We start from the raw sequence: 25,925 nt of genomic DNA, 5'->3' as shown, positions 1-25,925 counted from the left end.
CAAGCGAAGGACTGAGGTAATGCAGGTTCTTTCGAACGGGGTTCCCGTTCCAACCGACTCCGAGCACTTTGCACCGATGCAGGACAGCACAGCTCTGCTGAACGACCCCGCTGCGCTGCGGGACCGCTTCCAGCAGGACGGTTACGTCTACCTGCGCGGAGTGCTCGACCGCGAGAAGGTCATCAACCTGCGCGGCCACTACTTCGGCATGTTCGACGACGCCTACTTCGCCTCCGGCACCGATCGTTCCGCGGGCATCTGGTCCGGCTCCGCGCCGGCCAACGCCCTGCCCCACGGCGTCGAAGGCCACCCGGCTCACACACTGGTCCGCTCGCCGTATTTCGAGGACTTCGCCGCCTCACCCGAGCTGGCCAACCTCGCGCAGATCCTGCTCGGCGAGGACGAGGTCTTCCAGCTGCCGCGCCAGATCGTGCGCCACTTCAACAAGGGCCCGCTGTCCTCGCGCGCACACACCGACTTCGACTACATGGACCGCGGCTCCGCCAGCATCATCACCATGTGGCTCCCCATCGGCGACTGCCCGCCTGAGTCCGGCGGCCTGACCTACCTCGAGGGTTCACACACCATCGAGAAGTCCAAGCTAGACGTGCTCAAGGGCAAGCGCACGGACCGCTCCGGCGACCTGCGCCCCATCAGCCATGACCTCGGCTGGACCCAGGAACAACTCGGCGGCCGCTGGCTCTACGCCGACTACAAGGCCGGCGACGTCGCCATCCACTCGCCTCACCTGGTGCACGCGTCGCTCGACACCCAGACCGACGCGATGCGCATGTCCGTCGACCTCCGCTTCCTGCCGAAGTCGGTCGAGCCCGACCCGCGGTGGCTAACCAAGTGGGCCGGCAACGACGGCAATTAATCCGGCCTATTTCCTCCCTGAGCTGCGTTGCGGCCCCTCTTGTTGACCGTAAGTCAACGGCGAGGGGCCGCGCCATGTCAGGAAGAAAATATGCCTGGCTTAATTCGGGGGTCAGGCTTGAAAAACCTTTAAGGGCAACAAATATTTCCGATGTCCGTCGTGGGCGCGACCGTCCCTCCCGCGAGGCCGTCAAGGTCCGCGCTTCCCGGGCTGTTGAGGACCTCTGATGAAGCGCACTGAGCTGACCCGATTGCTGCTCGATAGCAGCGTGGTGTGTGCATTACTGTGAGGCGCGTTGAACTGGCCCGCTTGCTGTCTCGTGACGGCGAGGTGTTCGAGCTTTGCCGTGAGGCGTTGCTGGCCGGCGCCAGATTCGAGATCTGGCCCGGACTGGTCGAGCGTAAGGCTTTAGCCAGGATTTACTCGCTCCGGGCGGCGTTGGCGCGTAAGCGAAATGTGCCCGCGATGGGGATGGATGAGGCGGCTGAGGCGCTCGGGCGGTTTGAGGGTCCTGAAGTTGCGCTCGGGTACGTTGATGACGGGCCTGCGGGCTACCACTTCCAGCTCTTCCTCGCGCCCGATCTTTCCGGCGTCGTCGCGTGCCTTGGTGCGGGACTTAAGCATGATCCACAGCCCAAAGCGTGATCCACATCCGTGGAGACGTGATCGAAAGGCGCTTTGATCACGTCTGTGGGGATGTGGATCACGGGTGAGCGATGGGTTAGGACAGGGTGACGTCGTCGGCGTGGTAGGCCGGCTGGCCGTACCAGCCGTGGAGGTAGACCGTCACCGAAGTGGTGCTCGGGCCGGTGGTGAAGCCGACGCTGAGTTGGGAGTAGGCGCCTCCGGTTCCCGGCGTCCAGGTGTTCGTGTCAGTGGTTCCGGTGCCGGCAACGCCTAGGAAAATGTAAGAACCGTTGACGAAGGCGCGCAGCTGATACGTCCGGTTCGGTTGCACCGCAATGACTTGCTGACACCTGGCGTTGTCTGACGACGATGTCGCGCCACGCAGCGCGCGAGTTCCGGACTTCACCGGGCTCGTCACGACACTGCACTGACCGCCGGTCCACGGGCTGAGTGAGCCGGACTCGAAGCCTCCGTTGACAATCCCGCCTCCCGGAGGTGGGCTGGACGTCGGACTCGTTGTGGGGCTTGTGGTCGGGCTGGCCGTCGGCGACGCGGTTGGCGATGCCGGTGGGCCCCAAGGGATTTGCGTCGAGGGATAGTAGCCAATTCCCATGATGGTCCAGCGCGGGCCATGCGCGCCGAGCCTGGTGCGGAAGGAGGTCCAGCTGTGTGTGGACCACGGCGACCAGCCGAGTTCCGCGATGGCTGGCAGCCTCGGGAACGCCATGTATTCGACGTGCTCCGGTGTGACGATTGTTTCTGTCCACAATGGAGCTTCAACGCCGAGGACCGCGGATTCGGCTACGCCGCTCAAGTGCGTCCCCGGGTTCCACTCATAGGCGGTCTGCACCTCGATGAGTCCAGCCCACGAAAGTCCAAGCGGGGTCGACGAGTTGTACTTCATGTCCAGGTAAGCCTTGTTGGCCGGGGACATGACGACCTTCGCGCCGCGTGACACGGCAGTGGATACGAGACTGTCTGATGTGGACAGTCCCCAGTACTGCACTACCCGGTTTGACGAGTGCTGCACGGCAGAAGCGCCGATCTGGTGCCAGCCCATCACGGCTTTGCTTCGCGCGGTCACCATCGGCTGAACCCGGTTGATGAACGTGGCGTATTGATCCGCTGGTGTCACGTTGGCTTCGTCCCCGCCGATGTGCAGGAACGGCCCCGGCGTCATCGCCGCGAGCTCGCCCAGAACCTGGTTCACGAACGTGTAGGTGACTTCCTTCGTCGTACACAAGGAAGAGAACCCGACTTCAATGCCGGTGTAGAGGGGCGGTGCGGTGTTGTTGCAGTTCAGTTCGGCATAAGAAGACAACGCGGCGTTGGTGTGTCCCGGCATGTCGATCTCGGGAATCACCGTGATGAACCGTGACGCCGCATAGGCGACGATGTCCTGGAACTGTGCCTTGGTGTAGTAGCCGCCCGGCCCGCCACCAACCTGCGTGGAACCACCGTGGGTCGCCAGCCGTGGGTAGGAGTCGATGACGATCCGCCAGCCCTGGTCATCTGAAAGATGCAGGTGCAGCTGGTTAATCTTGTACAGCGCGACCCGGTCGATGTGCTCCTTGATCGTGCTGACCGGATGGAAATGCCTTGCTACGTCTAGCATCGTGCCGCGATAACCGAAACGTGGCTTGTCGACAATACGGACGCCTGGGATCTGCCAAGGCCCGGCTTGGACCGTCGCCGCTTCGATCTCAGCCGGCATGATCTGCCGCAATGTCTGCACGCCATAGAAAAGTCCGGCGGCGGTTTGTGCGCGGATGACAACCATCGAGGCGGTGATGTCGAGGGTGTAGCCTTCCGTGCCGACGGACGGGTCCGCACCGCTGAGCAGCAGATTGATCCCGCTCGTGGGCGTACCGGGTGCCGTGGTCACGGGCAACGCGTACCCGGTGGAACGGCGCAGAATCGAGGCGGCATAGTTGCCGACCTCGGTAGCACCGGTGCCCGTGAAGATGCTTGCCGATGACGGCAGGGTGTAGGTCACGCCCGCTGTCGCCTGAACAGAAGCAGGCACAGGGACTAAATGGCCAAGGGAACCAATCGCGGCAGTGGCCGGGGCCGCCACCATCGTCCACATTGCTGCCCCGGCGATGACCAGCGCACTGGCCCCGACGGCGGCGCGCGAACGCCGGAAAACCATGATGCCTCCGAGTTCGAGAATTTATTAGTAAACTTTATTGAAAGATTTGAGGCTGTCAAGGTATGCGGCGGTTACCGGCACACTTGGCCGGGTAATGAAAGTGGATGAAGGATGGCGGGCTGCAGGATGACAGTAAAGAGCAGTGGGACAGGCGATTTGCCGAACTGTTGCAGGAGATTCGGGTAGCGCAGACCGGCGGTCAGATTCTGTTCGCGTTCCTGTTGACGCTGCCGTTCTACAACCGCTTCGGGGAGATTGACGGCGTTGACAAGGTTGTTTATGTTCTGACGCTGCTAGCCGCCACGGCCTCCATGGCGCTTCTTATCGCTCCCGTGAGCTATCACCGGCAGGTGTTCCGGCAAGGGCGTAAGCCGCAACTCGTGACCACGGCATCGACGCTGGCGCAGGCTGGGCTCGGCGCGTTCCTCGTGGCTCTGTCTGGTGCGGTGTTCCTCGTGATCGACGTGGTAGCGGGCCTCACCTGGGCCGCGATACTCTGCGCCGCAACGGTTCTCGTCTACGTGCTGCTCTGGTATGTGCTTCCAGCGGTCGACCGCGACTAAAGCACATGCCGGGAGACAGCCGCCGCCACCCTGCCTCGCAGGGCGGCTGTCTCTTGTGGACCTAGTAGTACTTCAGTGCGGCGCCCTGACCACGGTGGTCAGAGTATTTCTGGGGCCCGCCTGGGCTGCCAGCGGCTTGCCAGGCTTGGTAATAGTCGACGGTGCCCGAGCCGGAGGCGGTGTGCGCCTTCGCGAGCAGGAAGTCGATTCTCGTGCCGCCGTGGGTGCGGTGGACGTTGTCCATGCACTTCCAGATGTTGTACGCGCCGTCGTTGGTCTCGTCGCACTTGCGGTATTGCGGGTCTTTCCAGCCGAGGTTGGAACCGCCGCAGTTGCCGAGTGCACCGCCCGCGGTGGTGGTAGTCCCTTCGTACCAGCACTCCCAGTTCACCGAGGTGCCGCTGACGGCCGCGTCAACGTGGTTCCAGTCGCCGCCCATGATCTGCATCTGCGATGAGCCGAGATTGGCCAGCGCGGAGCTGATGATCTTCGAGTTGTCCCAGGCGCAGTCAGCGTCCTGGGCGTTCCCGTTGTAGGGAAGGTGCACCGAGGCGACGTTGACGTACTTCCCGGCGACCTTGTCGTCTGAAAGCCTCAGGGCTTGTGCCGTCCAGGTGCTGTTCTTGCAGTCGGTCTCGGACTCGAACTCGCGGTACTTGAGCGGGATCGTAGCCTCGCCAACTTTGGAGAGCCTGCCGGTCCGGTAGACGATTGAGGATCCACCGGTGTCGTTGGTCTCGTAGCAGTGGTAGTCCTCGCCGGTCCGCGATTGCAGCAGGTTCGCGATGTTCTCGCAGCCCGGGAGGTTCAGATAGTCGGTGCCTACTTCCTGAACGGTGACGATGTCGGGGCGGTAGCTGACCCGGCCAGCATCGGTGATGTAGTAAATGAATTGGCGCCAGTCGGTGTCGGGGCCGGTCGACATGCGTGCCGTGTTGTAGTTCCAGACCTGAAGCCAGCCATTGACCGACTGTGGTGGTGGCGCGGCCTGAGCCGGGGACTGTCCGAATAGGACGGCCGCCGAGGCTATGACCAGGGCGAGAGGTATCCGCAGTATGCGGTGAACAGATTTCATGAGTCAAGATCTTAAGATACTCGATCAAAATTGCAACAGGTTCTAATTTTCTGCAGCGTGTGCTAGACCGGCAAAGATGAATTTCCCTCTGTTGTAGACGGTGGGGTCATCCCTAGGATGTGAGCACCCTTCACATACACCGTCCCGAGAGGGGATAGCCCGTGTTCAGCAAAGTGACGCGGGCCGGAATGGCGCTTGTGCTTGTCACCAGTGCATTGGTGCTCGCTCCCGCCGCCCCGGCTGTCGCTGCCAGCGCATATCTGCAGCCCAATGACTTCTGCCTGGATCAGTGTGACGATATTCTGCCGCCCGGGCAGAATGGGAACGCTACGTTGGCGGAAATCCTTGCGGCACAGGCGTTCGGCCTGAAACCTCCGCACAACGCGGATCAGATCGCGAAATACAACAACCTGCTCAGCGCCTATACGGGGCTGACGAACGAGCAGATTGGGCAGTTCTACAACGATGCCTCCTTCGGCGTGCCCGCGTCGCAGGTGGAGAGCACGATTACGCCGCGGTCCGATGTCAGGATCGTGCGTGATAAGGCAACGGGCGTCCCGCACATCTATGGGACGACACGTGGCGGCACGATGTTTGGGGCCGGGTTCGCCGGTGCCAATGACCGGCTGTTCCTGATGGACCTGCTTCGGCACGTCGGCCGGGGAAACCTGACCTCGTTCGCTGGCGGGGCGCCCGGCAATCAGGCGCTGGAGCAGCAGGTCTGGCGCAACTCGCCCTACACCGAGGCTGACTTGCAGGCGCAGGTCGACGCGCTGCGCGATAGCGGTCCGCGGGGGCAACTGCTCTACAGCGATATCACGGAATACATCGCCGGCGTCAATGCCTACATCGCTCAATGCATGGCGGCGCGGCCCGTGAATTGCCCAGGGGAGTATGTCCTGACCGGACACCTGGACGCGATCACGAACGAGGGTGGCCCGGTGCCGTTTAAGGTGACTGACGTCGTCGCGATCAGCGGTGTCGTGGGCGGGCTGTTCGGCGGGGGCGGCGGGGCTGAGATGCGCTCGGCGCTGGTGCGTGTCGAAGCCCGGATCAAGTACGGCCCGGTCGTGGGTGACCAGGTTTGGCGGGCGTTCCGGGAGCAGAACGACCCGGAGACCGTGCAAACGCTACACAACGGGCAATCGTTCCCGTATGGCCAGACGCCGGCGAGCCCGAGCGGAACCGTGCTGCCGGATCGAGGCACGGCGCATCCGGTCCCCGTTGTGTATAACCAAACCGGCGGCGCGAGCGCGCAAACCCTGACGGAGCAGCGAAGGGGTATGTCGAACGCCGTTGTCGTCTCCGGAGCGCACACGACGACCGGCAACCCGATCGCGGTATTTGGGCCGCAGACGGCCTACTTCTCGCCGCAACTGCTGATGCTGCAAGAGCTTCAGGGCCCGGGCATCAGCGCACGGGGCGCGTCCTTCGCCGGAGTCAATCTCTATGTCCAATTAGGACGCGGGCAAGATTATGCGTGGAGCGCCACGAGTGCGAGTCAGGACATCACCGACACGTACGCCGTAGAGCTTTGCGGAGACATCAACAGTAACGTCTACAAGTTCCGTGGTGTCTGCACCCCGATGGACGTGCTGCGCCAAGACAACTCTTGGACACCAACGCTCGCCGACGGCACCCCGGCCGGATCGTATTCCCTCATCACGTATCGCACCAGGTACGGCCTGGTGTTGTGGCGCGGCATGGTAAACGGTGTCCCGACGGCGTTCGCCTCTCTGCGCTCGACCTACCGGCACGAGGCGGACTCGGCGATCGGGTTCCAGATGTTCAACGACCCGGCGCAAATGGGCACCGCGAGCGCGTTCATGAACTCGGCGCACAACATTGGCTACGCGTTCAACTGGTTCTATGTCAACTCACGCGAAGCGGCGTACTTCAACTCGGGTTCAAACCCGGTGCGTCCAGCGCACGTTGACCCGAACCTGCCGATCGCGGCAACGCAGGCCAATGAGTGGACCGGGTGGAACCCGGAGAACAACACCGCTCAGTACACGCCTGCCAGCGCGCATCCGCAGTCGGTGAACCAGGACTATTACATCTCCTGGAACAACAAGCAGGCCAAGGATTACAGCGCCTCCGACGGAAACTTCAGCTTCGGCCCTGTGCACCGCGGCGATCTGCTGGACAAGAAAGTCAAGGCAGGCATAGCGAACGGGCAAAAGCTCGACCGCGCGGCGGTGGTCAAGATAGCGGAAGCGGCCGCGCACGAGGATCTGCGAGCGACATCGTTGCTCCCGTTGCTGCTGCAAATCCTCAAGCCCACCGGCGATCCCAACGTCGCCAAACTGGAGGCGTGGCTGAACGCGGGCGGCCGCCGCACCGAGACAAGCCCGGGAAGCAAGGTGTATCAGCACGCTGACGCCATCAGAATCCTGGACGCCTGGTGGCCAAAGCTCGTGGAGGCTATGTTCAAGCCAGCGTTGGGCGCGGAACTCTACGGATCGCTAACCAACGCGCTCGGCGTGGACGAGTCGCCATCGGATCACGGTCAGCCGCATAAGGGTTCCGCGTTCCAATATGGATGGTGGGGCTACGTGTCGAAAGATCTGCGCTCTGTTCTCGGGCAGCCCGTGAGCGGACCGCTGGCCGCGACCTATTGTGGCAACGGCGATCTGGCCAACTGCCGCAACGCGCTCCTCACCAGCCTGACGCAGGCGGCCGGAGTACCAGCGAATCAGGTTTATCCTGGCGATGGTGATTGCGCCGCAGGCGACCAGTGGTGCGCGGACACCATCATTCATTCGGCGCTCGGCGGCATCGGGCAAGACCCGATCAGCTGGCAGAACCGCCCGACCTATCAGCAGGTCGTGCAGTTCCCCGCGCGGCGCGGCGACAATATCGCCAACCTCGCGCACAACAAGTCAGCTAGTGCGTCGAGCACACAGTTCCTCACGAGTCACACGCCGGGCAAAGCTGTCGATGCCAACGATGGCACCCGGTGGGCGAGTTCGTGGAGCAACAACCAGTGGCTCAAAGTGGACCTTGGCTCAGCGCAGAGTGTCAAACGCGTGATTTTGAACTGGGAGTCGGCCTACGCCACGGCCTACCGGATTGAGGTGTCCACTGACAATTCAACGTGGACAACGGTTTTCTCGACCACCGCCGGCAATGGAGGAACCGACAACGTCCAGTTCAACGCCGTCAATGCCCGCTACGTGCGGATGTATGGCGTGACGCGGGCGACGTCCTACGGATTCTCACTATACGAATTCGATATCTACGCGAAGTGAAGCAAAGTGGGGCCCGCTCTCAGAGGCGGGCCCCACCAGTTTGCTCAAAGGTGCTATACCAGCAGCATGACGAAGCGCACCGCCATCGCCGTGACCGGTGGCGTCCTGTTAGCCGTTGTGGTGGCTGGCATCTGGGCACAGGCGGTGCAGCCCCCCGAAGCGTTTCCGGCAAGTTCGCTCGTCGCGTTCGTCCTCTTCGGACTATCGATCGTGATATCTTTCGCCAACATTCCGCTGATTTGGGCTAACCGCCGGCAGATCCGTTTTCAGATCACGGCGTCCGGCTTTCGCTTGATTCCCGCGAGCGATCCGCTGCTGCCCGCTATCGGGACCTTGACGCTTGTCGCGGCCGCGATCTCGATGCTCATTGGCGGGCACGGGTTGCTCGCCCCCGACACCCCGCCGCCGGTGCGGCTGACGCTCACGGTTGTCAGCATCGCGTGTGTACTTCCCTTCCTGGCCCTCGGCGTGCTCATCGCCAGCACAGCGTTGCGTCCGGGTGGGACGGAGCTGACGCCCGAAGGCATTGGTGTCACGACACCGTTCGCCCATCGCTTTATCCCTTGGGAGGCATTGGCTTCCGGTGGGCCGCCGCGGCCGTCGCTGGGCTGGAATGGCCAGCAAATCCGGCTCGCGATCGTCCGGCCCGATCTCGTTCAGCAGCGCGGATTTCAAGCCAGCATGGGGCCGACGACGGCGCCGACGCTGCCGCTGCAAACCAAGACCCATCGCTGGCTAATCGCCGACGCGATCCGTTGGTACGCCGAGCATCCAGAAGACCGCGCCGCGATCGGAACCGAAGCCGAACACGACCGTCTCACAGGACGGTTTGAGATTCGCGCCGAGGTGAAACCATCGCGCCCACTCACCATCGCTATCGCCGTGTGGACAACTTATGCCGGTGTATTGCTTGGTGTGCTTACCGCCGTGGCCGATCTCGTGCTGATGCGGGTGTTCGGCGACGAACTCCTGGCGGCCGATCCCGAACTGACGCCCACGGATGTAGACGGCAGCCTTGCTATGTTCACGATTTACGGTGCCGCCGAAGTCGCTGCCGCGCTGTTGGCCGGCGCCATCGCGGTCGTCCTGGCCAAGCAGGTCAGCCGAGGTGCCGATCCGGCGCGCCTTGGCCTGGCTGTCCTTTCCGGACTCGTCTTGTTCGCCGCGTTGTGCCCCTGCGGTTCGCCGCTCTTGGGGCTGGACGACACGCTCGCCGGACCATTCGTCTTCATGGCGTGGTTCGCCATCCGTGGTCTCATCGCCCTCGCCGCGATCGCCACCCTCGTCTTGCTCGTGGTGCCGGCATCAGAGAGGTTCACTCGCCCTCGCTAAAAGATCTTTGCAAGATTTTGCTGGTACGCCATAAGCCCGACCTGCGGCACCACCTATTACCTGCGGCTGAAACTGAAAGGCCCAGCTCAGCGACTCTTCACATCTCCGCAACGCGGGGCTAACCTCGGTGAAACTTTCGCAAGAGTTTCCAATGAGGAGGCTCCATGTCCGTCCCTCGTTCCGTCATGGCCGCCGTGGCTACGGCAGCCGCGGCCGTGCTATTCATACCAACGCTTACTGAAGCCAAAGTGGATGCGAACCCTGGTCCCCGCGACGTCATCGTGCATCTGTTTGAGTGGCCGTGGACGTCGATCGCTTCCGAATGCACGAATGTGCTGGGGCCCAAGGGTTTTGGTGCGGTCCAAGTTTCCCCGCCCCAGGAGCACGTCGTGTTGCCTGGCCACGGCTTCCCGTGGTGGCAGGACTATCAGCCGGTCAGCTATCAAATCGTGTCACGACGTGGTGACCGAGCCGCGTTCGCGAGCATGGTGCAGACGTGCCACGCCGCGGGCGTGAAGATTTACGTCGACGCTGTCGTGAACCACATGGCAGGCGGGGCGTCGACTGGCCCGGGAAGTGCTGGCAGCACCTACACGCAATACAGTTATCCTGCCGTGCCTTATGGTTTCGACGACTTCCATCACTGCGGCCGCAACGGCAACGACGACATTCGCAGCTGGACGGACCGTTGGGAAGTGCAGAACTGTGAACTCGTCGATCTGTCTGACCTCAAGACGGAGTCGTCTCACGTGCGCGGCAAACTCACCGCCTATCTAAACGACCTCATCGGCCTTGGCGTTGACGGATTCCGGATCGACGCGGCGAAGCACACTCCCGTCGCCGATCTGCAGGCCGTCTTGAGCGGACTGTCCGGCAGCCCGTACATCTTCTCCGAAGTCATTGAAGGCGGACCCGGCGAAATCAGCCCGAGCGAATACACCGGCCTCGGCGACGTCACCGAATTCCGTTACGGCGATAAGGTCGGCAACGCGTTCCGGGACGCCAACTTGAGCGGTCTCAACGACTTCGGCGGCATGCTGCTATCGCACGGTGACGCGGTCAATTTCGTGGATAATCACGACACCCAGCGCAACGGCCGGGCGCGACTGACCTATAAGGACGGCCAGACCCACGCGCTGGCACAGGCTTTCAGCCTTGCCTATCCCTATGGCACGCCACAGCTGATGAGCAGCTTCAGTTTCACGAACAATGAAGCCGGCCCGCCAGCCAACGGCAGCGGGATCACCAATCAGGTCACGTGCGGTGCGGGCTGGGAGTGCGAGCACCGGCGTACGGTCGTGGCGAACCTGGTTGGATTCCACAATCAGGTCAACGGCACGGCGGTCACCAACTGGACGTCGCCGCAATCCAACCGGATCGCCTTTGGTCGCGGCAACAAGGGTCACACTGCCTTCAACCGGTCTGGAAGCGCTTGGAGCACAACGTTTAGCACGCAGTTGCCCAACGGCAACTACTGCAACGTGGCTCTGGACGGGTGCTCAGTCATCAGTGTCAGCGGCGGTCAGTTCACGGCAACCGTTCCGGCCAACGGGATGATCGCGCTGCACGTTGGTGCTCTCAGTGGCGGCACACCTTCACCGACGCCAACTCCTACCGGGTGCACCTCAACGGCGACCACGTTTAGTTTCAGCGAGAACGCCTACATCGTCGGCTCCATCCCAGCATTGGGCAGCTGGAACACGGCCGCCGCGATTCCCGTTCCGGGCACGGTGAACATTCCGTTCAACACGACGTACCAATACAAGTACATCCGCAAGGACGCCGCCGGCAACGTCACGTGGGAATACGACCCGAATCGCAGTCACAGCACGGCGACGGCTTGTTCGGTGGCCTATGCCGAAACGTGGAACGGGCCAGGTTCATCGTGCACCTCGATCGCTGTGACGTTTGAGGTGAACGCGACCACGACGTGGGGACAGAACGTGCATGTCGTGGGCAGCATCGCTCCGCTGTCGTCTTGGAACACGGGATCGGCGCCTTTGCTGAGCTCTGCTGCGTACCCACTGTGGCGCGGGGTTATCAATATCCCGCCGGGCACGGCTTTCGAATTCAAATTCATCAAGAAGGACGGCTCGGGCGGTGTTGTGTGGGAAAGCGGCGCCAACCGCACTTACTCCACCGGCACGAGTCCCTGCGCCGCCACGATTTCCACGACCTGGAAGTAGCTTGGGCTGTTGTCTCCGCCAACGGTAAGTGGTAACTTACGGTTCGTGGAGACTTACCAAGTGCTGGACGCACTCGGTGACCGGACTAGGCGCAGCATCCTTGAGCTGCTGCGCGAAGGTCCGGTCACCGTCGGCGAGCTGGCCGCGCGGCTGCCCGTCAGCCGTCCCGCGGTGTCGCAGCACTTGCGCGTGCTCCAGGAGTCGGGACTGGTCGCGCACGAAACCGTGGGAACGCGCAACTTCTATCGCGTCGACTCCCGTGGGCTGACCGTGTTGCGGGACTGGCTCGACGACTTCTGGGGCACGGCGCTGGAAAGTTTCGCCGCCTTCGCCGATAAGGAGAGTAGCGATGGAACCGCTGATTAAGACTGTCCGTGTTCAGGTCGCGCCAGACCGCGCGTTCGCCTTGTTCACCGCGCGCATGGGGGAGTGGTGGCCCTTGGCCACTCACTCGGTCGGGGCAGCTGACGCCACAGATGTCACGCTCGAAGGCCGCGTTGGCGGCGAGATCGTGGAAACCTTACGGGACAACACCACCAGCGTCTGGGGAACGGTAACCAAGTGGGATCCGCCCGCCGTCGTGGCGTTCACGTGGCACCCGGGGCGCACAGCCAGCGAAGCCACGCAGGTCGAAGTCAGCTTCACCGCTGACGGCACCGGAACCCGCGTCGAGCTCGTGCACACAGGCTGGGAAGCACGCGACGCGGCGGCACGCGACAACTACGACTCCGGCTGGGATTTCGTCCTCGGCTGCTTCACGTCTGGGGTGTAAAGGTTCGTTTCGGTTGGTGTGCCGGGGTTTCGCGTCAGCCAAACGGACCAGATTCGGCGAAACACCGTTGGGGCTCATCAGCTATTGCCTATGGTTGCGGCATGTGGACCCGACGGGGGTTGGCCCTTTCCGCAGTGTTGTGCCTTGCGATTTCGCTCGGAGCGGCCGTGCCGTCCGCGGCATCAGCCACGGTTGCACCCGCGGCCAATCCTGCCGCCGCGGTTGTGGCTGATCAGTGCGTCGCGGACCCGGCCAGCGTGGCCTCTAAGGCCCCCGGATCCCCGTCGGCCACGCTACCCGCGGATCTGGTGTCCAAACTGGACGCGGCCGCGCAAGCTTCGTTTGCCGAAGCAGCCGCTCCCGGTGCTCTTGTTGGCGTTCGCACCCCACAGGGAACCTGGACGGCGGCTTACGGTTATGCCAACCCAGAAATCCAGGCGCCGATGTCGACCGACATGCACATGCGCATCGGTTCTGTGACCAAGACTTTCACCGGCACCGTGCTCTTGCAGCTCGCCCAGGAAGCGAAGTTGTCCCTGGATGACCCGATAGACAAGTACTACCAAGGCATCCCGAACGGCGACCAGATCACGCTCCGGCAACTGGCCAACATGACCAGCGGAATCTCGACCTACTACACCGAGCCGTTCCTGGAACGCTATTTCGGGAACCCCGAAACGACGTTCACGCCTGACGAACTGATCGCCTACGGCGTCGCGGCATCGCCCATCTTCGAGCCCGGTGCTCAGTTCAACTACTCCAACACCAACACGATCCTGCTCGGAAAAGTCATCGAATCCGTTACCGGCCAGCCGGTTCAGGAAGTCTTCCAGCAACGCGTCTACGACCCGCTGGGCCTGACCGAAACCTCGCTCCCCGATGTGTCACTGGAAATTCCGGCACCGCACCCGCAGGGCTACACCTTGCAGGGAGCCAAGGAACCAGGCGTGCCCATCAACGCCACCAACTGGAGCCCTTCCTTCGGCTGGACCGCCGGCGGCATGATCTCGACCCTTGGCGACATCCTCACGTACAACCGCGCTCTCGGGACGGGCCAAGGACTCCTGTCGCCCGAAACGCAAGTCGAGCGGCTAACCTCCTGGCCCGAACCAACCGGCTATGGCATCGCCCTTGGCTGCTTCGATGGCTGGGTCGGCCACACAGGCGAACTGCCCGGCTTCAACACCTCGCAGTTCTACGACACCACAACGGATACCTCCGTGGTCGTGATGGTCAACAGCGACATCGCCTCCGGCGGCTGCACCGAATCTCCAACGCTGTCAGACAATCCATCCGACCTGCCTTGCTCGGCTCCAGCCACGCGCGTCTTCGTCGGCCTCTCCGAAGCACTCGGCCACCCCTTCCAGCCACCACCCGCTCGCTAGTGCGGTGAGATGCCGAGAAGGCTTGCGGCTATGCGGTTTTCCGCTGGAATCGCGGCGGGGAATTGTCGTCGCGGTTGCTTAGAATTCTGGTGTGGCGGTTGAGGGGGCGGTTGACGAACTGATCGCCGCTGTCCGTGCCGCCGCTTCGGCTGAGGCGCGCGTGCTGAAGGCGCTAACGCTGGTCGAAGAAGTCACTCCTGTGCGTGAGTTTGCGCCGATGGAGGTCGCCTCCGCAGTCGCTTGGTCGCGTCAAGCCGCTACGGCGAAGCTTGCCCTCGCTCGCGAAATGCTTGAGCTGCCTAACGTCTACAGCTCGCTGAGTCGCGGCGCCATCGACCTGCCGAAGGCCCGCGTGTTCTGTGAGGAGACAAGAGTCCTGCCCCGCGACACCGCAGGTCACGTGTGCGACCAGTTGCTGCCCGAAGCACTTCGCCTTACTACGGGCCAGCTGCGCGCGAAGCTCGCCCGTCTCGTTCTCAGCACGGATCCCGATGCGGCAGCCATGCGCCACAAGCAAAAGACTGCCTCACGACGCCTTGTCTTCGAGCCCGATCGCGATGGCTGTGCCAGTTTGCTCGGGCTAGATCTGCCTGCCGACAGAGCCCGTGCCGCTGCGAACGCTGTCCACACCCAAGCTCGATTGGCTCGCGCGAATGGCGACACACGCTCGATGGGTCAGCTGCGTGCGGACATCTTCCTAGACCTGTTGTCGGGCAAGCCTTCCAGCGGTCGCGGTGGCATCGTCGAGCTGACGGCATCGCTGCAGATGCTTACTCAACTAGCCGAGACACCTGGCGACCTCGCTGGCTACGGTCCCGTGATCGCCGACGTGGCCCGAAAAGTCGCGGCGCAGCAAGGAAAAGCGTCGTGGACCTACACTGTCCACGACCCAGAGACTGCCGAAGCCTTTCACGGCACCACCCGCGCCCGCCCCACGCAACCAGACCTCCAGCGCCCACAGCGTTCGTCGCCCGGCACCGCAACGCAGGCTTCTCGGCAGAGCAATTCCGGCGACCGCGAACAGACACGGTGCGGCGGAACTGCCAGCCGCAGTCAACCGACCGAGCGCATGACGGTGCCAGGAGACAAGGCCGAGGTTCGCCGTCGGCAGGTGGAGAGCACAGCGGAAGCTCGTCGGGCGACGGCTGAAGTCGCAAGGATCGTGCGGGCACGCGACCGGAGGTGCCGTGCGCCTGGTTGCCGTGTTCCCGCTTCACGATGCGATCTCGACCACCGGCAAAGCTGGGTCAGAGGCGGGCGATCCGAACCGTGCAATCTCGCACCGCTGTGCCGCTATCACCACCGTGCTAGGCATGAAGGCGGCTGGCGCTACCGCCGCACGAAGCGAGGCGGCTATGTCTGGCGAAGCCCACTCGGCCGGATCTACGAAGTCGAACCCGAACCCCCGTAGGTAAGCGGCGATTCAGGTTATTCAGAGGCGAGGCCGGCGGTGATGGAGGCGCGGGCTGCCAGGCGGGCGGGTAGAAGGGCGGCCACGGCTGCCGCCAGTGCGGCGACCGCGAGGTAGAGCGCGAACTGTCCAAACGGGACAACGGGTGAGCCGTGCCCGTAGAAGCTAATCAAGCCAAGCGAAGCGACCCATCCCACGGCTCCGCCGAAGACGAGCCCGGCACCGCCGCCGACGATGGCCATGAGGATCGCCTCGAGCAGCAGCATCGCTCGCAGGCCAGCCCGGCTCAGGCCGAGCGCACGCAACGTCGCCGACTCGCGCGTGCGTTCCCACACCGAGAGTGCCAGCGTGTTGCCGATGCCAAACACCGCGATCAACAGCGAAACCCCCAGCAGGGCAGTGAAAATCCCGAGCAGCCGGTCGAAGGTTTCCGTCAGCTCCGCGCGTGCCTGAGCTTTTCCAGAAACTTCGATCAGGGGGTACTCAGTAAGCACTCCATCCAGCACAGCCTGTCCCTGAGCGGCGGTCAAACCTGGTGCCAGGGAAAGGATGATGGCTTCCGGAGCGGACTGTCCGTGCAGGGCGGCGAAGTCGTCCCAGCTAAGAAGGACGACAGCGGTGTTTGGCGCGTCGTCATAGATAGAGACGACCGTGAACTTCCCGTTGTCAATCTCCAGAGTGTCACCGAGTTTGGTGCCGCGCTCGTCGGCATAGCTGCGGTCGATGGCGACGTTTCCGTTGCCTAGCTCATCGATCGAGCCGTGGAGCACCTCGGGCAGAAACGGTCCCGTGAGTTCCTGTGCCGACCAAATGTAGATGCCTGAGTTGTTCACGGTGCCTAGCTCGCCGCGGACACCGGTGACGGCGGCGAAAGCGGGATTGTCCCGTAGCGCGGTGATGAGCGCGGGCGGGACGGTCGCCTTGCCGTTGCCCATTTTGACGTCCACTGAAGTGAGCTGAAAGTCGACCGCGAAGTTCTCGTTGAGTTCCTTGCGAGCCTGCTCCGAGGCGGTGGCGAGCAGCACGCTGACCGTGGCGAGGACGCCGACGCCCACCATGAGAGCGCTAGCGGTCGCTGCCGCGCGGCGGGGTTGGTGGCGGGCTTGCCCGAGGGCGAGCCGTCCACTCGCACCGAACAGCTTGGACGGCAACCAGCCTGCCGCCACCGTTAGCGGGCCGATGACAACGGGCAGCAGCAGGATGAGTCCGCCGAACAGGATCACGGCTCCGCCGAAGACCCACGGCAGACCGTCAAAGCCCCACGGAAGTCCCCGGCGCATGAGCCAGGCGGCGAAAGCGGCCAACGCCAGGGCAGCCGCGACTCGCAAGAACGCGTGGCGGCCAGCGGGACGCAGCTCGCGCAAAGGAGCGATCTGCAGTGCTTGCAGCGGCGAGATCCGAGCCGCGCGCCATGCGGGCAGGAGAGCGGCGACGACCGCGGTTAGTACGCCGACGGCGAAGGTAAGCAGGATAGGGAAGGGCCGCAACACAAGCGAGTGATCCGGGACGGTGGTGCCGCCGGTCGCGCCGCGCCCGATGACAAGGCCCCAGCCGATCGCGGCGCTGACAAGCACACCCGCCAGCGAGCCAGCGATGCCCAGGCCGGCGGCCTCAGCGAGCACGAGAAGGCCAACCTGTTTGCGGCTCGCGCCGAGGCAGCGCCACATGCCCAGTTCGCGGTAGCGCCGCGCGGTCAGGATCGTGAACGTGTTGTAGATGACGAACACCGCCACGGCGAGCGCGATCAGGCTGAAGCCAAACAGGATCTGGTGGAAGCCGTCGACATACTTCCCGGCGTCAACGGCGAGCTGATGGCGCCACGCGTCGCCGGTCAAGACCCGGAAACCTTGAGGGACAACGGCTTGTACGGCGTCGCGGGCCTCCGACGGTGAGGTCCCCGGAGCGACCCGCGCGACGACTTCCGTGGCACCAGCCGGTTTGACGAGGCGTTCCAGGTCGGATGGGTGCAAAGCGGCGACTGACAGCCCAGAGATCCCGCGGTGGATACCGAAGTCGAGCAGACCCGTGATGGTCATGCGGTGCACGGTGCCGTCGTCAGTGGCGAATTCGGCTACCCCGTTTAGTTTCAGCCCGTGCCGCTCGACGGTCGCGCGGTCGACGGCCACTTCGCCGGGACTGGCAGGCAAGCGCCCGTCCACGAGATCAAAGCGCCGCAGTTCCGCGACGTCACCAATGCTGATGGCATAACCGGCCTGGCCATAGTTGGAGATGAGCCGCCCGTGCTGGTCGAGCAGACCGAACACTTCGCTAACCCGAGTGTCCACAGCGGACAGTTGCGGCAACCCGGCGATCGCGGCGGCGGTCTGCCCGTCGATCCGGGCGAGGTCGTCATCCTTGGGCGGCATGACGACGATATCGACGTTGCGGGCTGAGCGCGCCAGCGCGTCATAGAAGGCGGCCGTGGCCGTGTCGGCGTAGACGAAGGTGCCCGACAGGAAACCCGCCCCGCCAGCGATCGCGGCAGCCGTCAGCATGAGCCGCCCGGCCTGGACACGCAGGCCAGACCAAACCGTCCGCAGGAGGGGGAATCTCACCCGTAGAGTCTGCCAACAGGGCGGCCTTGAGATCGATAGGCCGTCTGTCGGATCAACGCCACTGTCTGGTCGCGATGGTCGTCAAGCGCTGCGTCGCCCGGGACAAGGCGACATAAAGCGTGCGGGCGTTCTCGACCCCGGCCGGCTCGATCAGAGCGACCGCGTCGTACTCCATACCCTTAGCCGCCAGCGCGGTCACCACGCTGACGCGTGCTTCGAGCGCCTCAGCGGGCAGCCCGTGCCGCAGCCACGACTTGATACGGTCGCGAGCCTGAGCCTCGGGGGCGATGACGCCCACGGTGCCTTCGACCTCGCTGAGCAGCTCGGTGACCGCCGCGACCACGGTGGGACGCAGGTCTTCGCCGCCGACGAGAATGTGCTTAGGCGCGATGCCCGTCGAGCGCACAGCCACGGGCAGCGGAAGATCAGGCTGGACCTTGCGAATCACTTCGGCCGCGACTTCGAAGATCTCCGCCGAGTTGCGGTAGTTCGTCGTGAGGCGGTGCTCGTGCCGGGCCCGGGAACTGATGGCCTCGTCACGCGCGCGAGCTGGCTCGCCCGCGTTGCCCGCCCACGCCGACTGGGCCGGGTCGCCGACGATCGTCCAGCTGGCGGCCCCGCCTCGACGGCCGATCATCCGCCACTGCATGGGCGTGACGTCCTGCGATTCGTCGACCACGACGTGGGCGTAATCGCGGTAGTCGGCGCCACGGATGGCGCGTTCGCGGGACTGTCCGCCTACGAGACCTAGGGCTTGCTGTTGACGTTGCTTGCGGGCCTTGGGTTTTGGCTGTGTGCCGATGAGTTCGGCGATCTCGTCGAGCAACGGCACATCGTCGATGCTCGGCTCGTTCTTGATGCTGCGAGCCAAGAGCCGCTGCTCGTCATGGCTCAGGATGCCGTCGGCATAACGGCGCAGCCGTCGCGGGTCGCCCAGCCAGCTCAGCACGGTGGCGGGCGTGACGATCGGCCACCACCTTCTCAGGAACGTGCGAAATTCCTCGTGATCGGACAGTTCGTCATCGAACCTTGACTGCTCGATGCGCAGCTCATCGCGTACCCCCGAAAAAAGGTGGTCGAGAATCTCGCCGAATGCCCGGCCGCGGACCTCGTTGCGCCGCGAACCTCGCCCGATTTTGCGCCTGATGTTTTCGGCATCGCGTTTGGAAAGCGTGAGCCAGGTGCCGCGATAACGCATCCGCAGACCGTCGGGGCTGTCGGCGGGCTCGTCTTCCGCGGCGCGGCGCAGCACCTTACGCATCCGCAGCGAACCCTTGACGGCCCGCACGGCGGCGGTCTCCTCGCGGGTCGCGTTGACACCCTCGACGAGCTGGCCGAGCGAGCGCAAAGTCGCGGAATCCTCGCCGAGCGCGGGAAGAACCGTTTCGATGTATTGCACGAAGACCGGTGACGGGCCAACGATCAGGACACCGCCGCCGGCGAACCGTTGCCGGTCGGTGTAGAGCAGGAACGCGGCGCGGTGCAGGGCCACAGCGGTCTTGCCCGTGCCGGGACCGCCCTCCACGACGGTGACACCGTTGGCGGGGGAGCGGATCGCGAGATCCTGCTCATGCTGAATCGTGGCGACGATGTCGCGCATGCCCGTCCCCTTGGCACGGCTCAGCGCGGCCATGAGGGCACCATCGCCGACGACACGCAGCTCGGCTGCGGCTTCGGCCGACGGGTCGAGCAGATCGTCATCGAGCGAGGTGACTTTCTCGCCGAACGAGGTGATCATCCGGCGGCGGATCACGCCGAGGGGGCGGGCGGCCGTGGCGCGGTAGAACGCGGCGGCGGCGGGAGCCCGCCAGTCGATCAGCAGTGGCTCGCCGTCTTCGCCCCGGACCCCAAGGCGCCCAACGTATCTGGCGCGGTTGGCCCAGGCCTGCTCTTCCGGATCGTCGCTGGCTTCAAAGTCAGGACGCAGGTCAAGGCGGCCGAAGACGAGGCCCTCGTGCTGCGAGTCAAACGTGTGCCGGCGCCGCGCCGCGTGGAAGACCATCGCGTCGCGCTCGACCAGCGAGCCAAAGTTGCCGACCTTGGCCAGCTGGTAGCCGTCAGCTTCGGCCTGCTTGGCGTCAGCGCGCAACCTGGCTAGCCGGGAGTAGACCCGGTCGACATGTTTCTGTTCCAGGACGATCTCATCGTGCAAGGTGGAGTCGCTCATCTTCTTGCTAGCCGACCGCATCCTCTGCTAGCTCCGGCGCGGGCTGCGCCAGTGCCTTCTTCGCGCGGTACTTGAACCACATGGTGGTCGCTACCCCACAAAGGACGGCCAGCAGGAGCGCTGCCCAGGAGAACCGCTTGAGCCACGTCTCGGCCACCTCACCGAGCCAGTAAAGGACGTAAACCGTTCCGTAGGCCCAGACCAGGCCGCCGGTCGCGTTGGCCAGGAGGAACTTGCGGTAGGGGACCTTGAGGGCGCCAGCCATAGGCCCGGCAAGGATGCGCAAGAGGGCGACGAAGCGTCCAAAGAAGACGGCCCAGGTGCCCCAGCGCGCGAACATGCCTTCAGCACGCGCGAGCTGGGCAGGGCCGAGGTGTTTGGGGAATCTGCGGCCCAGGCGCTCCAGCATCGGGCGGCCGCCGCGCTTGCCCACCGCATAGCCAATCGAGTCACCGACGATCGCGCCGACCGCGGCGAAAGTCGCCACACCCAGCGGCGTCCCGACTCCCTTAACGGTCAGCAGGGCCGCACTCACGAGCGTGATTTCGCCTGGGAGCGGGATGCCCATGCTCTCCAGGCCGATGACGCCGCCAACGATGAGATAGATGACAATCGGTGGAAAGTCTTGCAGCCACTGCGTTACCTGCTCCACCGCTTGCCCCTTCGCAGAAATAAAGGCCGTCCCTGGCGCATCGGCGGCCAGGGCGGCCTTTCATGTTACGTGCTTAGGCGGTCTCGAACACACCCGCGTCGGCAAGCCGCTTCTCGGTCGCGTCCCAGCCGTGGGCCGGGTAGGACTCGTTCAGCGTGACGAGCTCCGCGCGGATCTTCGCGGCGTGACCGGCACCGGCCAGGACGCGGATCTCCTCGACGAAGGCATCCGACGTGGTGCTCAGGTGCGTCGTCTTGCCATTGGTGAGGTTGCGCACGTAGACGTGCTTGCCACCGTTGAGGGGGATGAGGTACTTGAACTCACCGAGCACGCTCAGGGCGCCATCTTTGCCTGCCTGCCCGGCACGGACTGACGCGCGCGCGGTCTTTGAGGTGCTTGTCGCCACGTGCTGCTCCTTGATTGCAAAGTCGATTGACCCTGAAACTTTACACGACACTCCCCGGAGAAGAAAAAGTCGGTCCAGATCTTGGCGCGTCACTGGCGTCACACCGCTATCGCCGTCATCATGGGTCTCACCCGGAGGGAAAAAGTCAGGCCGTAGGGGAAGACGTGCCTGTCTTTGTCCGGGAGGTCAACGAAGTGCCGACGCGTGGCGTTGTATACGTCCACTCGAGCCCGCTCGCTGTGTGCCAGCACGTGGAGTGGGCGATGTCGCGTGCCCTGGCAATTCCAGTGTCCTTGCCCTGGACGGTGCAGCCGGTCGAGCCAAGTTCCCGCCGAGCCGAGTGCGGCTGGTCCGGCCGTCCTGGCACAGCCGCGCAAATCGCCCACGAACTACGGCAGTGGTCGATGATCCGGTTCGAGGTCACGGAAGAGCCCTCGCCAGGCTGCGACGGCGAGCGGTTCATGCACGTGCCGTCTCGTGGGCTGTTTCGCGCGACAACGGGAGCGGCCGGGGACATCCAGATCGGGGAAGACCGACTGCGCACGATCATCGCGCAGTCGCGTAGCCCCGAAGCCCTGTCTTTCGCGCTCGACACCGCTATGGGTACCGACTGGGACACCGAGCTTGAGCCCTATCGGTATGCCGCTGAGGGCGCCCCGATCACCCTTCTTACCCGCGCAGGCTAGCCGCGCCCAGCCTTCGTGCCCCTTCCGCGAGCTCACTGGAGTCGGCCGCTTCGGCGAATGACAGGCGGAGATAGGCACCCGGCGGCTCGGCGGCGAAGTAGCGCCGCCCCACGCAGGCGGTCACTAGTTGCTGCCGCGCGGCGTTGGCCAGTGCCGTGTCGTCAACGCCGGGCGGCAGGGTCACCCACAAGTGCAGGCCGCCGGCGGGGCGGCTCACTGTCCAGTTTGGACAATGGTGGGCGATCGCCTGCGACAGGTCACGGCACCGGTCCCGCAGCGCCACTGACAGCACGCGCAGATGCCGGTCCCAGGCGGGCGAGCTGAGCAGCTCCAGCGTCGCCTCCTGCATCGGGCGCGTGATGAAGAAGTCGTCGACTTGGCGGATCGCCCGCAGGCGTTCCATGACCGGGCCACGGGCGATGATGGCCCCGATCCGCAGGCTCGGTGCGGCCGGTTTGGACAGTGACGTCACGTAAACGACGTGACCGTCGCGATCGTCGGTGATGAGCGGCCGCGGCGGGGTCTCGTGGTGTGCCAAGTGCCGCGCGAAGTCATCCTCGATGACAAAGGCACCACTCGCGCGGGCGATGTCGAGGATCTGCTTGCGCCTATCGGCTGAAAGCGTTGCCCCCGTTGGGTTCTGATAGCACGGCTGGCAAAACAGGACCCGCGCGCCGGTCATCGCGAAGGCGTCGGCGAGCAGATCCGGCCGCAGTCCTTCCTCATCGATGGGTACGGGTACCGGCCGCAAACCGGCGGCGCGAGCGGCAGCGAGCGCGCCCGGATACGTTGGTGACTCAACGAGAATCGGGCTCCCGGGCGCGGCTATCGCACGGAAGGCCATCGACAGTGCGCTCTGTCCGCCAGCGGTGATGAGGACATCGTCGGCGGCCAGTCCGGTATACGCGGCGAAGATCGCCCGCAACTCGGGCAGGCCGTTGGGAGGAGTGCGCTCCCAGGCGTCAGGACGCCGGCCGGCTCGGGCCAAAGCCGCGCTGAGCGCGTTTCCGGACTGTAGCGAGCGGTGCAGGTAGCCGCCGTCCAGGAGAATCGATCCCGGCAGCACCGGTGAGAGAGCGTCCGAAAGCGACCGGATGTCCACGGCGCGATCAGTCAGCGCGACCGTCTGCCAGCCGGTGTCGATGGTGTCCTTGGCCGCGCGGGCCCGTGGGGCGACATAGGTGCCACTGCCGGGTCGCGTGACCACGGCTCCTTCCGCCGCTAGCTGTGCCACGGCGCGTGCGACTGTCACGGGGCTGACCCGGTAGCGCTCCACCAGGACGCGACTGCTGGGAAGACGGTCGCCAGGAGACAGCTCATCGACGGCCGAACGCAGCGTGGAGATGAGCCCGGCGAAAGTGCTATCGTTCTCCATGAGAGAACATGATAGCGCTACTGATCTAGATATCGCAGCGCTACGGTCGGACACTCCCGGCTGTGGCAACGTCATTCACTTCAACAACGCGGGCTGCGGGCTGCTGGCCAAGCCGGTGCTGTCCACGATGCTGGAACATCTCAACCTAGAAGCCAACATCGGTGGGTACGAGGCTTCCGCGCTGCGCGCTGACCAGGTAGCCGGGTTCTACCGCGAAACCGCCGCTCTGATCAACGCGAAGCCGGAGAACATCGCATTCGCGGGCAGTGCTACTCACGCCTATGCCACAGCGCTATCGGCGATCCCCTTCTCGCCCGGGGACACCATCCTCACCACGCGCGATGACTTCGTCTCCAACCAGATCGCGTTTCTGTCCCTGCGCAAGCGGTTCGGCGTCAGGATTGTCCACGCGCCCGATCTGCCGGGCGGCGGTGTTGACGTCGCGGCTATGGCCGCGCTGATGCGAACGGACCGTCCGCGTCTGGTGGCCGCGACACACATCCCGACGAACTCCGGACTCGTGCAGCCAGTCGCCGAGATCGGACGCCACTGCCGTGAGCTCGACCTGCTCTACATCGTCGACGCGTGCCAGTCCCTGGGGCAGTACGAACTTGACGTTGAAGCGATCGGCTGCGATCTGCTGACGGCGACCTGCCGCAAGTTCCTGCGCGGGCCACGGGGATCCGGCTTCCTCTTCGTCTCGGATCGTGTGCTGCAAGCCGGATACGAGCCGCTTTTCATTGACATGCATGGCTCGCGCTGGGTAGCGCCCGACCGGTATGAGCCAGCGCCAACCGCGGCACGCTTTGAAGACTGGGAGTTTCCGTACTCAACTCTGCTCGGCTGCGCCGAAGCCGCACACTATGCCCGCCAAGTCGGCATGCCAGCGATCGCACGCCGCACCCCAGCCCTCGCCGCGGATCTACGCGACCAGCTCGCTGTCATACCAGGCGTGCGCGTCCTGGATCGCGGGCCACAACTGGGCGCGCTCGTCACGTTTGCCATCGAGGGGTGGGAAGCACAGCCGTTCAAAGCCGCGCTCGACGCGCGAAACATCAACTCAGCGTTGAGTTTCCGTGAGTTCGCTCAGCTCGACTTCGGGGACAAGAACATTGACTGGTGCCTTCGGCTTTCGCCGCACTACTACAACACGGGCGGCGAAATCGCCGCCGTCGCTGACGCCGTGGCCCAGTTAGCGGGAACTGGCGCCGATGGCTGAGCAAAGCCTTTGGCACAACAGGGATTTCCTGAAATTCTGGGCAGGCGAGACCATATCGTTGCTGGGCACACAGATCACGAACCTCGCGCTGCCCCTCACCGCGATCTACATCTTTGGCGCCACTGATGAGCAGGTGGGGTTGCTGCGGTTCCTGCAACTCGTGCCTTACCTCGGTCTGGCCATGGTGTTCGGCGTTTGGGTCGACCGGGTACGCCGTAAGCCCGTGATGCTGGCAGCCAACGTCACGCGGATGGTCCTCATTGGACTGATCCCGGTGCTGTGGTGGCTGGGATGGCTCAATCTGGTCGTGCTGCTGGCGATCGCGGCGGCGGTGGGCATCGCCTCGGTTCTTTTCGACGTGAGCTGGATGGCCTTCGTGCCCGTGCTGGTGCGGGATCGCCGCAACTATGTCGAGGCGAGCGCCAAGATGGGCGTCAGTTCGTCCTCAGCGGACATCGCTGGACCGGGGTTGGCAGGCTTGCTGGTGAGCATGCTGACCGCACCGGTGGCACTCATCGTCGATGCCGTGAGCTATGCGTTTTCAGCGGTGCTATTGCTCGTGATCCGCACACGTGAAGAGGCGCCGGAACCGGTCGCGGAACGCCATCTGCTCACCGAACTTCGTGACGGCATGCGCTGGGTCATCCGCGATCCCATCCTGCGCTGGCTGGCGCTCATCGGCTTCTGCGTCAACTTCTCGATGATTTCGGTGTGGACGATGTTCCTGCTCTACGGCACCCGTGACTTGGGGCTGAGCTCGGCGACGCTCGGCACCATCCTGGCTGCCGCTTCCGTGGGCGGCCTGACGGGAGCGCTGATCTCACAGAAGGTGATCCGGCGGTTTCCCCTGGGCCGCGTTTACCTGGTGGCCCAGTCGGCTCTGCTGCTGGGTCCAAGCCTGATCGTGCTCGCCGGTGGCCCGCGGCAGATGATGGTCGGGATGTTCGTCGCCTCGTTCTTCCTTACCTACCTTGGACTCGGGGTCGCCGGCGTCATCATCGTCAGTCTGCGTCAGTCAGTCACCCCGCAAACAATGATGGGCCGGATGACAGCGGCATTCCGCACGCTCCTGTTCGGAGGAGGAGCCCTCGGCGGACTCTTCGCCGGCCTGCTCGCAGGCGAACTCGGCGCCAAACGCGCCCTCACCGTCGCCGCCCTAGGCTCCGCCGCCGTCATCGTCGCCCTAGTGCTCTCCCCAGTCACCCGTCTGCGCACCGCATAACAAACGGCCGCT

The 25,925-nt window shown here is 64.3% G+C and carries 20 protein-coding genes; 13 read left to right on the top strand and 7 right to left on the bottom strand.

Annotated elements, in window-relative coordinates; translation table 11 throughout:
- Positions 1–76 precede the first annotated feature (76 nt).
- Complete coding sequence (locus A3E1_RS0114290) at positions 77–877, top strand: phytanoyl-CoA dioxygenase family protein (RefSeq protein ID WP_245571174.1); 801 nt, start codon at positions 77–79, stop codon at positions 875–877.
- Between the two features lie 285 nt (positions 878–1,162).
- A complete protein-coding gene (locus tag A3E1_RS0114285; RefSeq protein ID WP_020521460.1) occupies positions 1,163–1,522 on the top strand; it encodes a hypothetical protein in 360 nt (119 codons plus the stop codon).
- A gap of 76 nt (positions 1,523–1,598) precedes the next feature.
- On the opposite strand, the gene A3E1_RS40225 is transcribed toward A3E1_RS0114285, so the two are convergent.
- Positions 1,599–3,656: a family 20 glycosylhydrolase gene (locus A3E1_RS40225; RefSeq protein ID WP_020521459.1), complete on the bottom strand. Its 2,058-nt coding sequence runs from the start codon at positions 3,654–3,656 to the stop codon at positions 1,599–1,601.
- A gap of 104 nt (positions 3,657–3,760) precedes the next feature.
- On the opposite strand from A3E1_RS40225, the gene A3E1_RS40220 reads away from it, so the two are divergent.
- Positions 3,761–4,219 carry a DUF6328 family protein gene (locus tag A3E1_RS40220; protein ID WP_020521458.1) on the top strand — a complete coding sequence of 153 codons (459 nt, stop codon included), beginning with the start codon at positions 3,761–3,763 and terminating at the stop codon, positions 4,217–4,219.
- Positions 4,220–4,280: 61 nt separating this feature from the next.
- On the opposite strand, the gene A3E1_RS0114270 is transcribed toward A3E1_RS40220, so the two are convergent.
- Positions 4,281–5,294 (bottom strand): endonuclease/exonuclease/phosphatase family protein, encoded by a 1,014-nt coding sequence (locus A3E1_RS0114270; protein ID WP_020521457.1) that lies wholly within the window; start codon positions 5,292–5,294, stop codon positions 4,281–4,283.
- A 188-nt stretch (positions 5,295–5,482) separates the two neighbouring features.
- Between A3E1_RS0114270 and A3E1_RS0114265 the strand changes: the two genes are divergently transcribed.
- The 7 genes from A3E1_RS0114265 to A3E1_RS0114235 all read left to right on the top strand — a co-directional run bounded on the left by A3E1_RS0114265 (position 5,483) and on the right by A3E1_RS0114235 (position 15,631).
- Complete coding sequence (locus A3E1_RS0114265) at positions 5,483–8,545, top strand: penicillin acylase family protein (protein WP_051105030.1); 3,063 nt, start codon at positions 5,483–5,485, stop codon at positions 8,543–8,545.
- A gap of 66 nt (positions 8,546–8,611) precedes the next feature.
- Positions 8,612–9,877 carry a hypothetical protein gene (locus A3E1_RS0114260; RefSeq protein WP_020521455.1) on the top strand — a complete coding sequence of 422 codons (1,266 nt, stop codon included), beginning with the start codon at positions 8,612–8,614 and terminating at the stop codon, positions 9,875–9,877.
- Positions 9,878–10,041: 164 nt separating this feature from the next.
- Positions 10,042–12,063 (top strand): carbohydrate-binding module family 20 domain-containing protein, encoded by a 2,022-nt coding sequence (locus tag A3E1_RS0114255; RefSeq protein WP_026208429.1) that lies wholly within the window; start codon positions 10,042–10,044, stop codon positions 12,061–12,063.
- A 45-nt stretch (positions 12,064–12,108) separates the two neighbouring features.
- The gene (locus tag A3E1_RS0114250; RefSeq protein WP_020521453.1) at positions 12,109–12,429 is read left to right on the top strand and encodes an ArsR/SmtB family transcription factor; all 321 of its coding nucleotides are present in this window, start codon (positions 12,109–12,111) and stop codon (positions 12,427–12,429) included.
- A complete protein-coding gene (locus A3E1_RS0114245) occupies positions 12,413–12,835 on the top strand; it encodes an SRPBCC domain-containing protein (protein ID WP_020521452.1) in 423 nt (140 codons plus the stop codon). The genes A3E1_RS0114250 and A3E1_RS0114245 overlap by 17 nt, the downstream gene beginning before the upstream one ends.
- 101 nt (positions 12,836–12,936) lie before the next feature.
- The gene (locus A3E1_RS0114240; RefSeq protein WP_157631509.1) at positions 12,937–14,220 is read left to right on the top strand and encodes a serine hydrolase domain-containing protein; all 1,284 of its coding nucleotides are present in this window, start codon (positions 12,937–12,939) and stop codon (positions 14,218–14,220) included.
- Between the two features lie 91 nt (positions 14,221–14,311).
- Positions 14,312–15,631: an HNH endonuclease signature motif containing protein gene (locus A3E1_RS0114235; protein WP_020521450.1), complete on the top strand. Its 1,320-nt coding sequence runs from the start codon at positions 14,312–14,314 to the stop codon at positions 15,629–15,631.
- A gap of 17 nt (positions 15,632–15,648) precedes the next feature.
- Here the strand turns inward: A3E1_RS0114235 and A3E1_RS0114230 are convergent, their stop codons facing one another.
- The 4 genes from A3E1_RS0114230 to A3E1_RS0114215 form a co-directional block, all read right to left on the bottom strand.
- A complete protein-coding gene (locus tag A3E1_RS0114230; RefSeq protein ID WP_157631508.1) occupies positions 15,649–18,186 on the bottom strand; it encodes an ABC transporter permease in 2,538 nt (845 codons plus the stop codon).
- Positions 18,187–18,238: 52 nt separating this feature from the next.
- Entirely contained in the window at positions 18,239–20,353 is a 2,115-nt protein-coding gene (locus tag A3E1_RS0114225) for a HelD family protein (protein WP_026208428.1), read from the bottom strand.
- Positions 20,354–20,360: 7 nt separating this feature from the next.
- A complete protein-coding gene (locus A3E1_RS0114220) occupies positions 20,361–21,005 on the bottom strand; it encodes a DedA family protein (protein WP_020521447.1) in 645 nt (214 codons plus the stop codon).
- Positions 21,006–21,078: 73 nt separating this feature from the next.
- Positions 21,079–21,411: a hypothetical protein gene (locus A3E1_RS0114215; RefSeq protein WP_020521446.1), complete on the bottom strand. Its 333-nt coding sequence runs from the start codon at positions 21,409–21,411 to the stop codon at positions 21,079–21,081.
- Between the two features lie 194 nt (positions 21,412–21,605).
- Here A3E1_RS0114215 and A3E1_RS0114210 point away from each other — a divergent pair, with 194 nt between their 5' ends.
- Positions 21,606–22,097, top strand: a complete 492-nt coding sequence (locus tag A3E1_RS0114210) for a DUF3145 domain-containing protein (RefSeq protein ID WP_026208427.1) — start codon at positions 21,606–21,608, stop codon at positions 22,095–22,097.
- Here the strand turns inward: A3E1_RS0114210 and A3E1_RS0114205 are convergent.
- The gene (locus A3E1_RS0114205) at positions 22,081–23,472 is read right to left on the bottom strand and encodes an aminotransferase-like domain-containing protein (protein ID WP_020521444.1); all 1,392 of its coding nucleotides are present in this window, start codon (positions 23,470–23,472) and stop codon (positions 22,081–22,083) included. The genes A3E1_RS0114210 and A3E1_RS0114205 overlap by 17 nt on opposite strands.
- Here A3E1_RS0114205 and A3E1_RS0114200 point away from each other — a divergent pair.
- Together A3E1_RS0114200 and A3E1_RS0114195 are read left to right on the top strand one after the other, a co-directional pair.
- Complete coding sequence (locus A3E1_RS0114200) at positions 23,471–24,691, top strand: aminotransferase class V-fold PLP-dependent enzyme (protein ID WP_020521443.1); 1,221 nt, start codon at positions 23,471–23,473, stop codon at positions 24,689–24,691. The two genes, A3E1_RS0114205 and A3E1_RS0114200, sit on opposite strands and share 2 nt — an antisense overlap.
- Positions 24,684–25,913: an MFS transporter gene (locus A3E1_RS0114195; protein WP_020521442.1), complete on the top strand. Its 1,230-nt coding sequence runs from the start codon at positions 24,684–24,686 to the stop codon at positions 25,911–25,913. Before A3E1_RS0114200 ends, A3E1_RS0114195 begins: the two co-directional genes overlap by 8 nt.
- Positions 25,914–25,925 lie beyond the last annotated feature (12 nt).

The organism is Catelliglobosispora koreensis DSM 44566 (assembly GCF_000379685.1).
In the GTDB taxonomy this organism is placed as follows: domain Bacteria; phylum Actinomycetota; class Actinomycetes; order Mycobacteriales; family Micromonosporaceae; genus Catelliglobosispora; species Catelliglobosispora koreensis.
Note: the sequence above shows the minus strand (reverse complement) of the source record. Positions and strands in the feature narration are given on the sequence as shown.

Excerpts from the sequence above, each read along its gene's own strand:
- A3E1_RS0114260 (WP_020521455.1), top strand. The coding sequence starts at position 8,612 with ATGACGAAGCGCACCGCCATCGCCGTGACCGGTGGCGTCCTGTTAGCC.
- A3E1_RS0114195 (WP_020521442.1), top strand. The coding sequence starts at position 24,684 with ATGGCTGAGCAAAGCCTTTGGCACAACAGGGATTTCCTGAAATTCTGG.
- A3E1_RS0114265 (WP_051105030.1), top strand. The coding sequence starts at position 5,483 with ATGGCGCTTGTGCTTGTCACCAGTGCATTGGTGCTCGCTCCCGCCGCC.
- A3E1_RS0114270 (WP_020521457.1), bottom strand. The coding sequence starts at position 5,294 with ATGAAATCTGTTCACCGCATACTGCGGATACCTCTCGCCCTGGTCATA.
- A3E1_RS0114205 (WP_020521444.1), bottom strand. The coding sequence starts at position 23,472 with ATGGAGAACGATAGCACTTTCGCCGGGCTCATCTCCACGCTGCGTTCG.
- A3E1_RS0114240 (WP_157631509.1), top strand. The coding sequence starts at position 12,937 with ATGTGGACCCGACGGGGGTTGGCCCTTTCCGCAGTGTTGTGCCTTGCG.
- A3E1_RS0114200 (WP_020521443.1), top strand. The coding sequence starts at position 23,471 with ATGAGAGAACATGATAGCGCTACTGATCTAGATATCGCAGCGCTACGG.
- A3E1_RS0114255 (WP_026208429.1), top strand. The coding sequence starts at position 10,042 with ATGTCCGTCCCTCGTTCCGTCATGGCCGCCGTGGCTACGGCAGCCGCG.
- A3E1_RS40225 (WP_020521459.1), bottom strand. The coding sequence starts at position 3,656 with ATGGTTTTCCGGCGTTCGCGCGCCGCCGTCGGGGCCAGTGCGCTGGTC.
- A3E1_RS40220 (WP_020521458.1), top strand. The coding sequence starts at position 3,761 with ATGAAGGATGGCGGGCTGCAGGATGACAGTAAAGAGCAGTGGGACAGG.
- A3E1_RS0114245 (WP_020521452.1), top strand. The coding sequence starts at position 12,413 with ATGGAACCGCTGATTAAGACTGTCCGTGTTCAGGTCGCGCCAGACCGC.
- A3E1_RS0114225 (WP_026208428.1), bottom strand. The coding sequence starts at position 20,353 with ATGAGCGACTCCACCTTGCACGATGAGATCGTCCTGGAACAGAAACAT.
- A3E1_RS0114290 (WP_245571174.1), top strand. The coding sequence starts at position 77 with ATGCAGGACAGCACAGCTCTGCTGAACGACCCCGCTGCGCTGCGGGAC.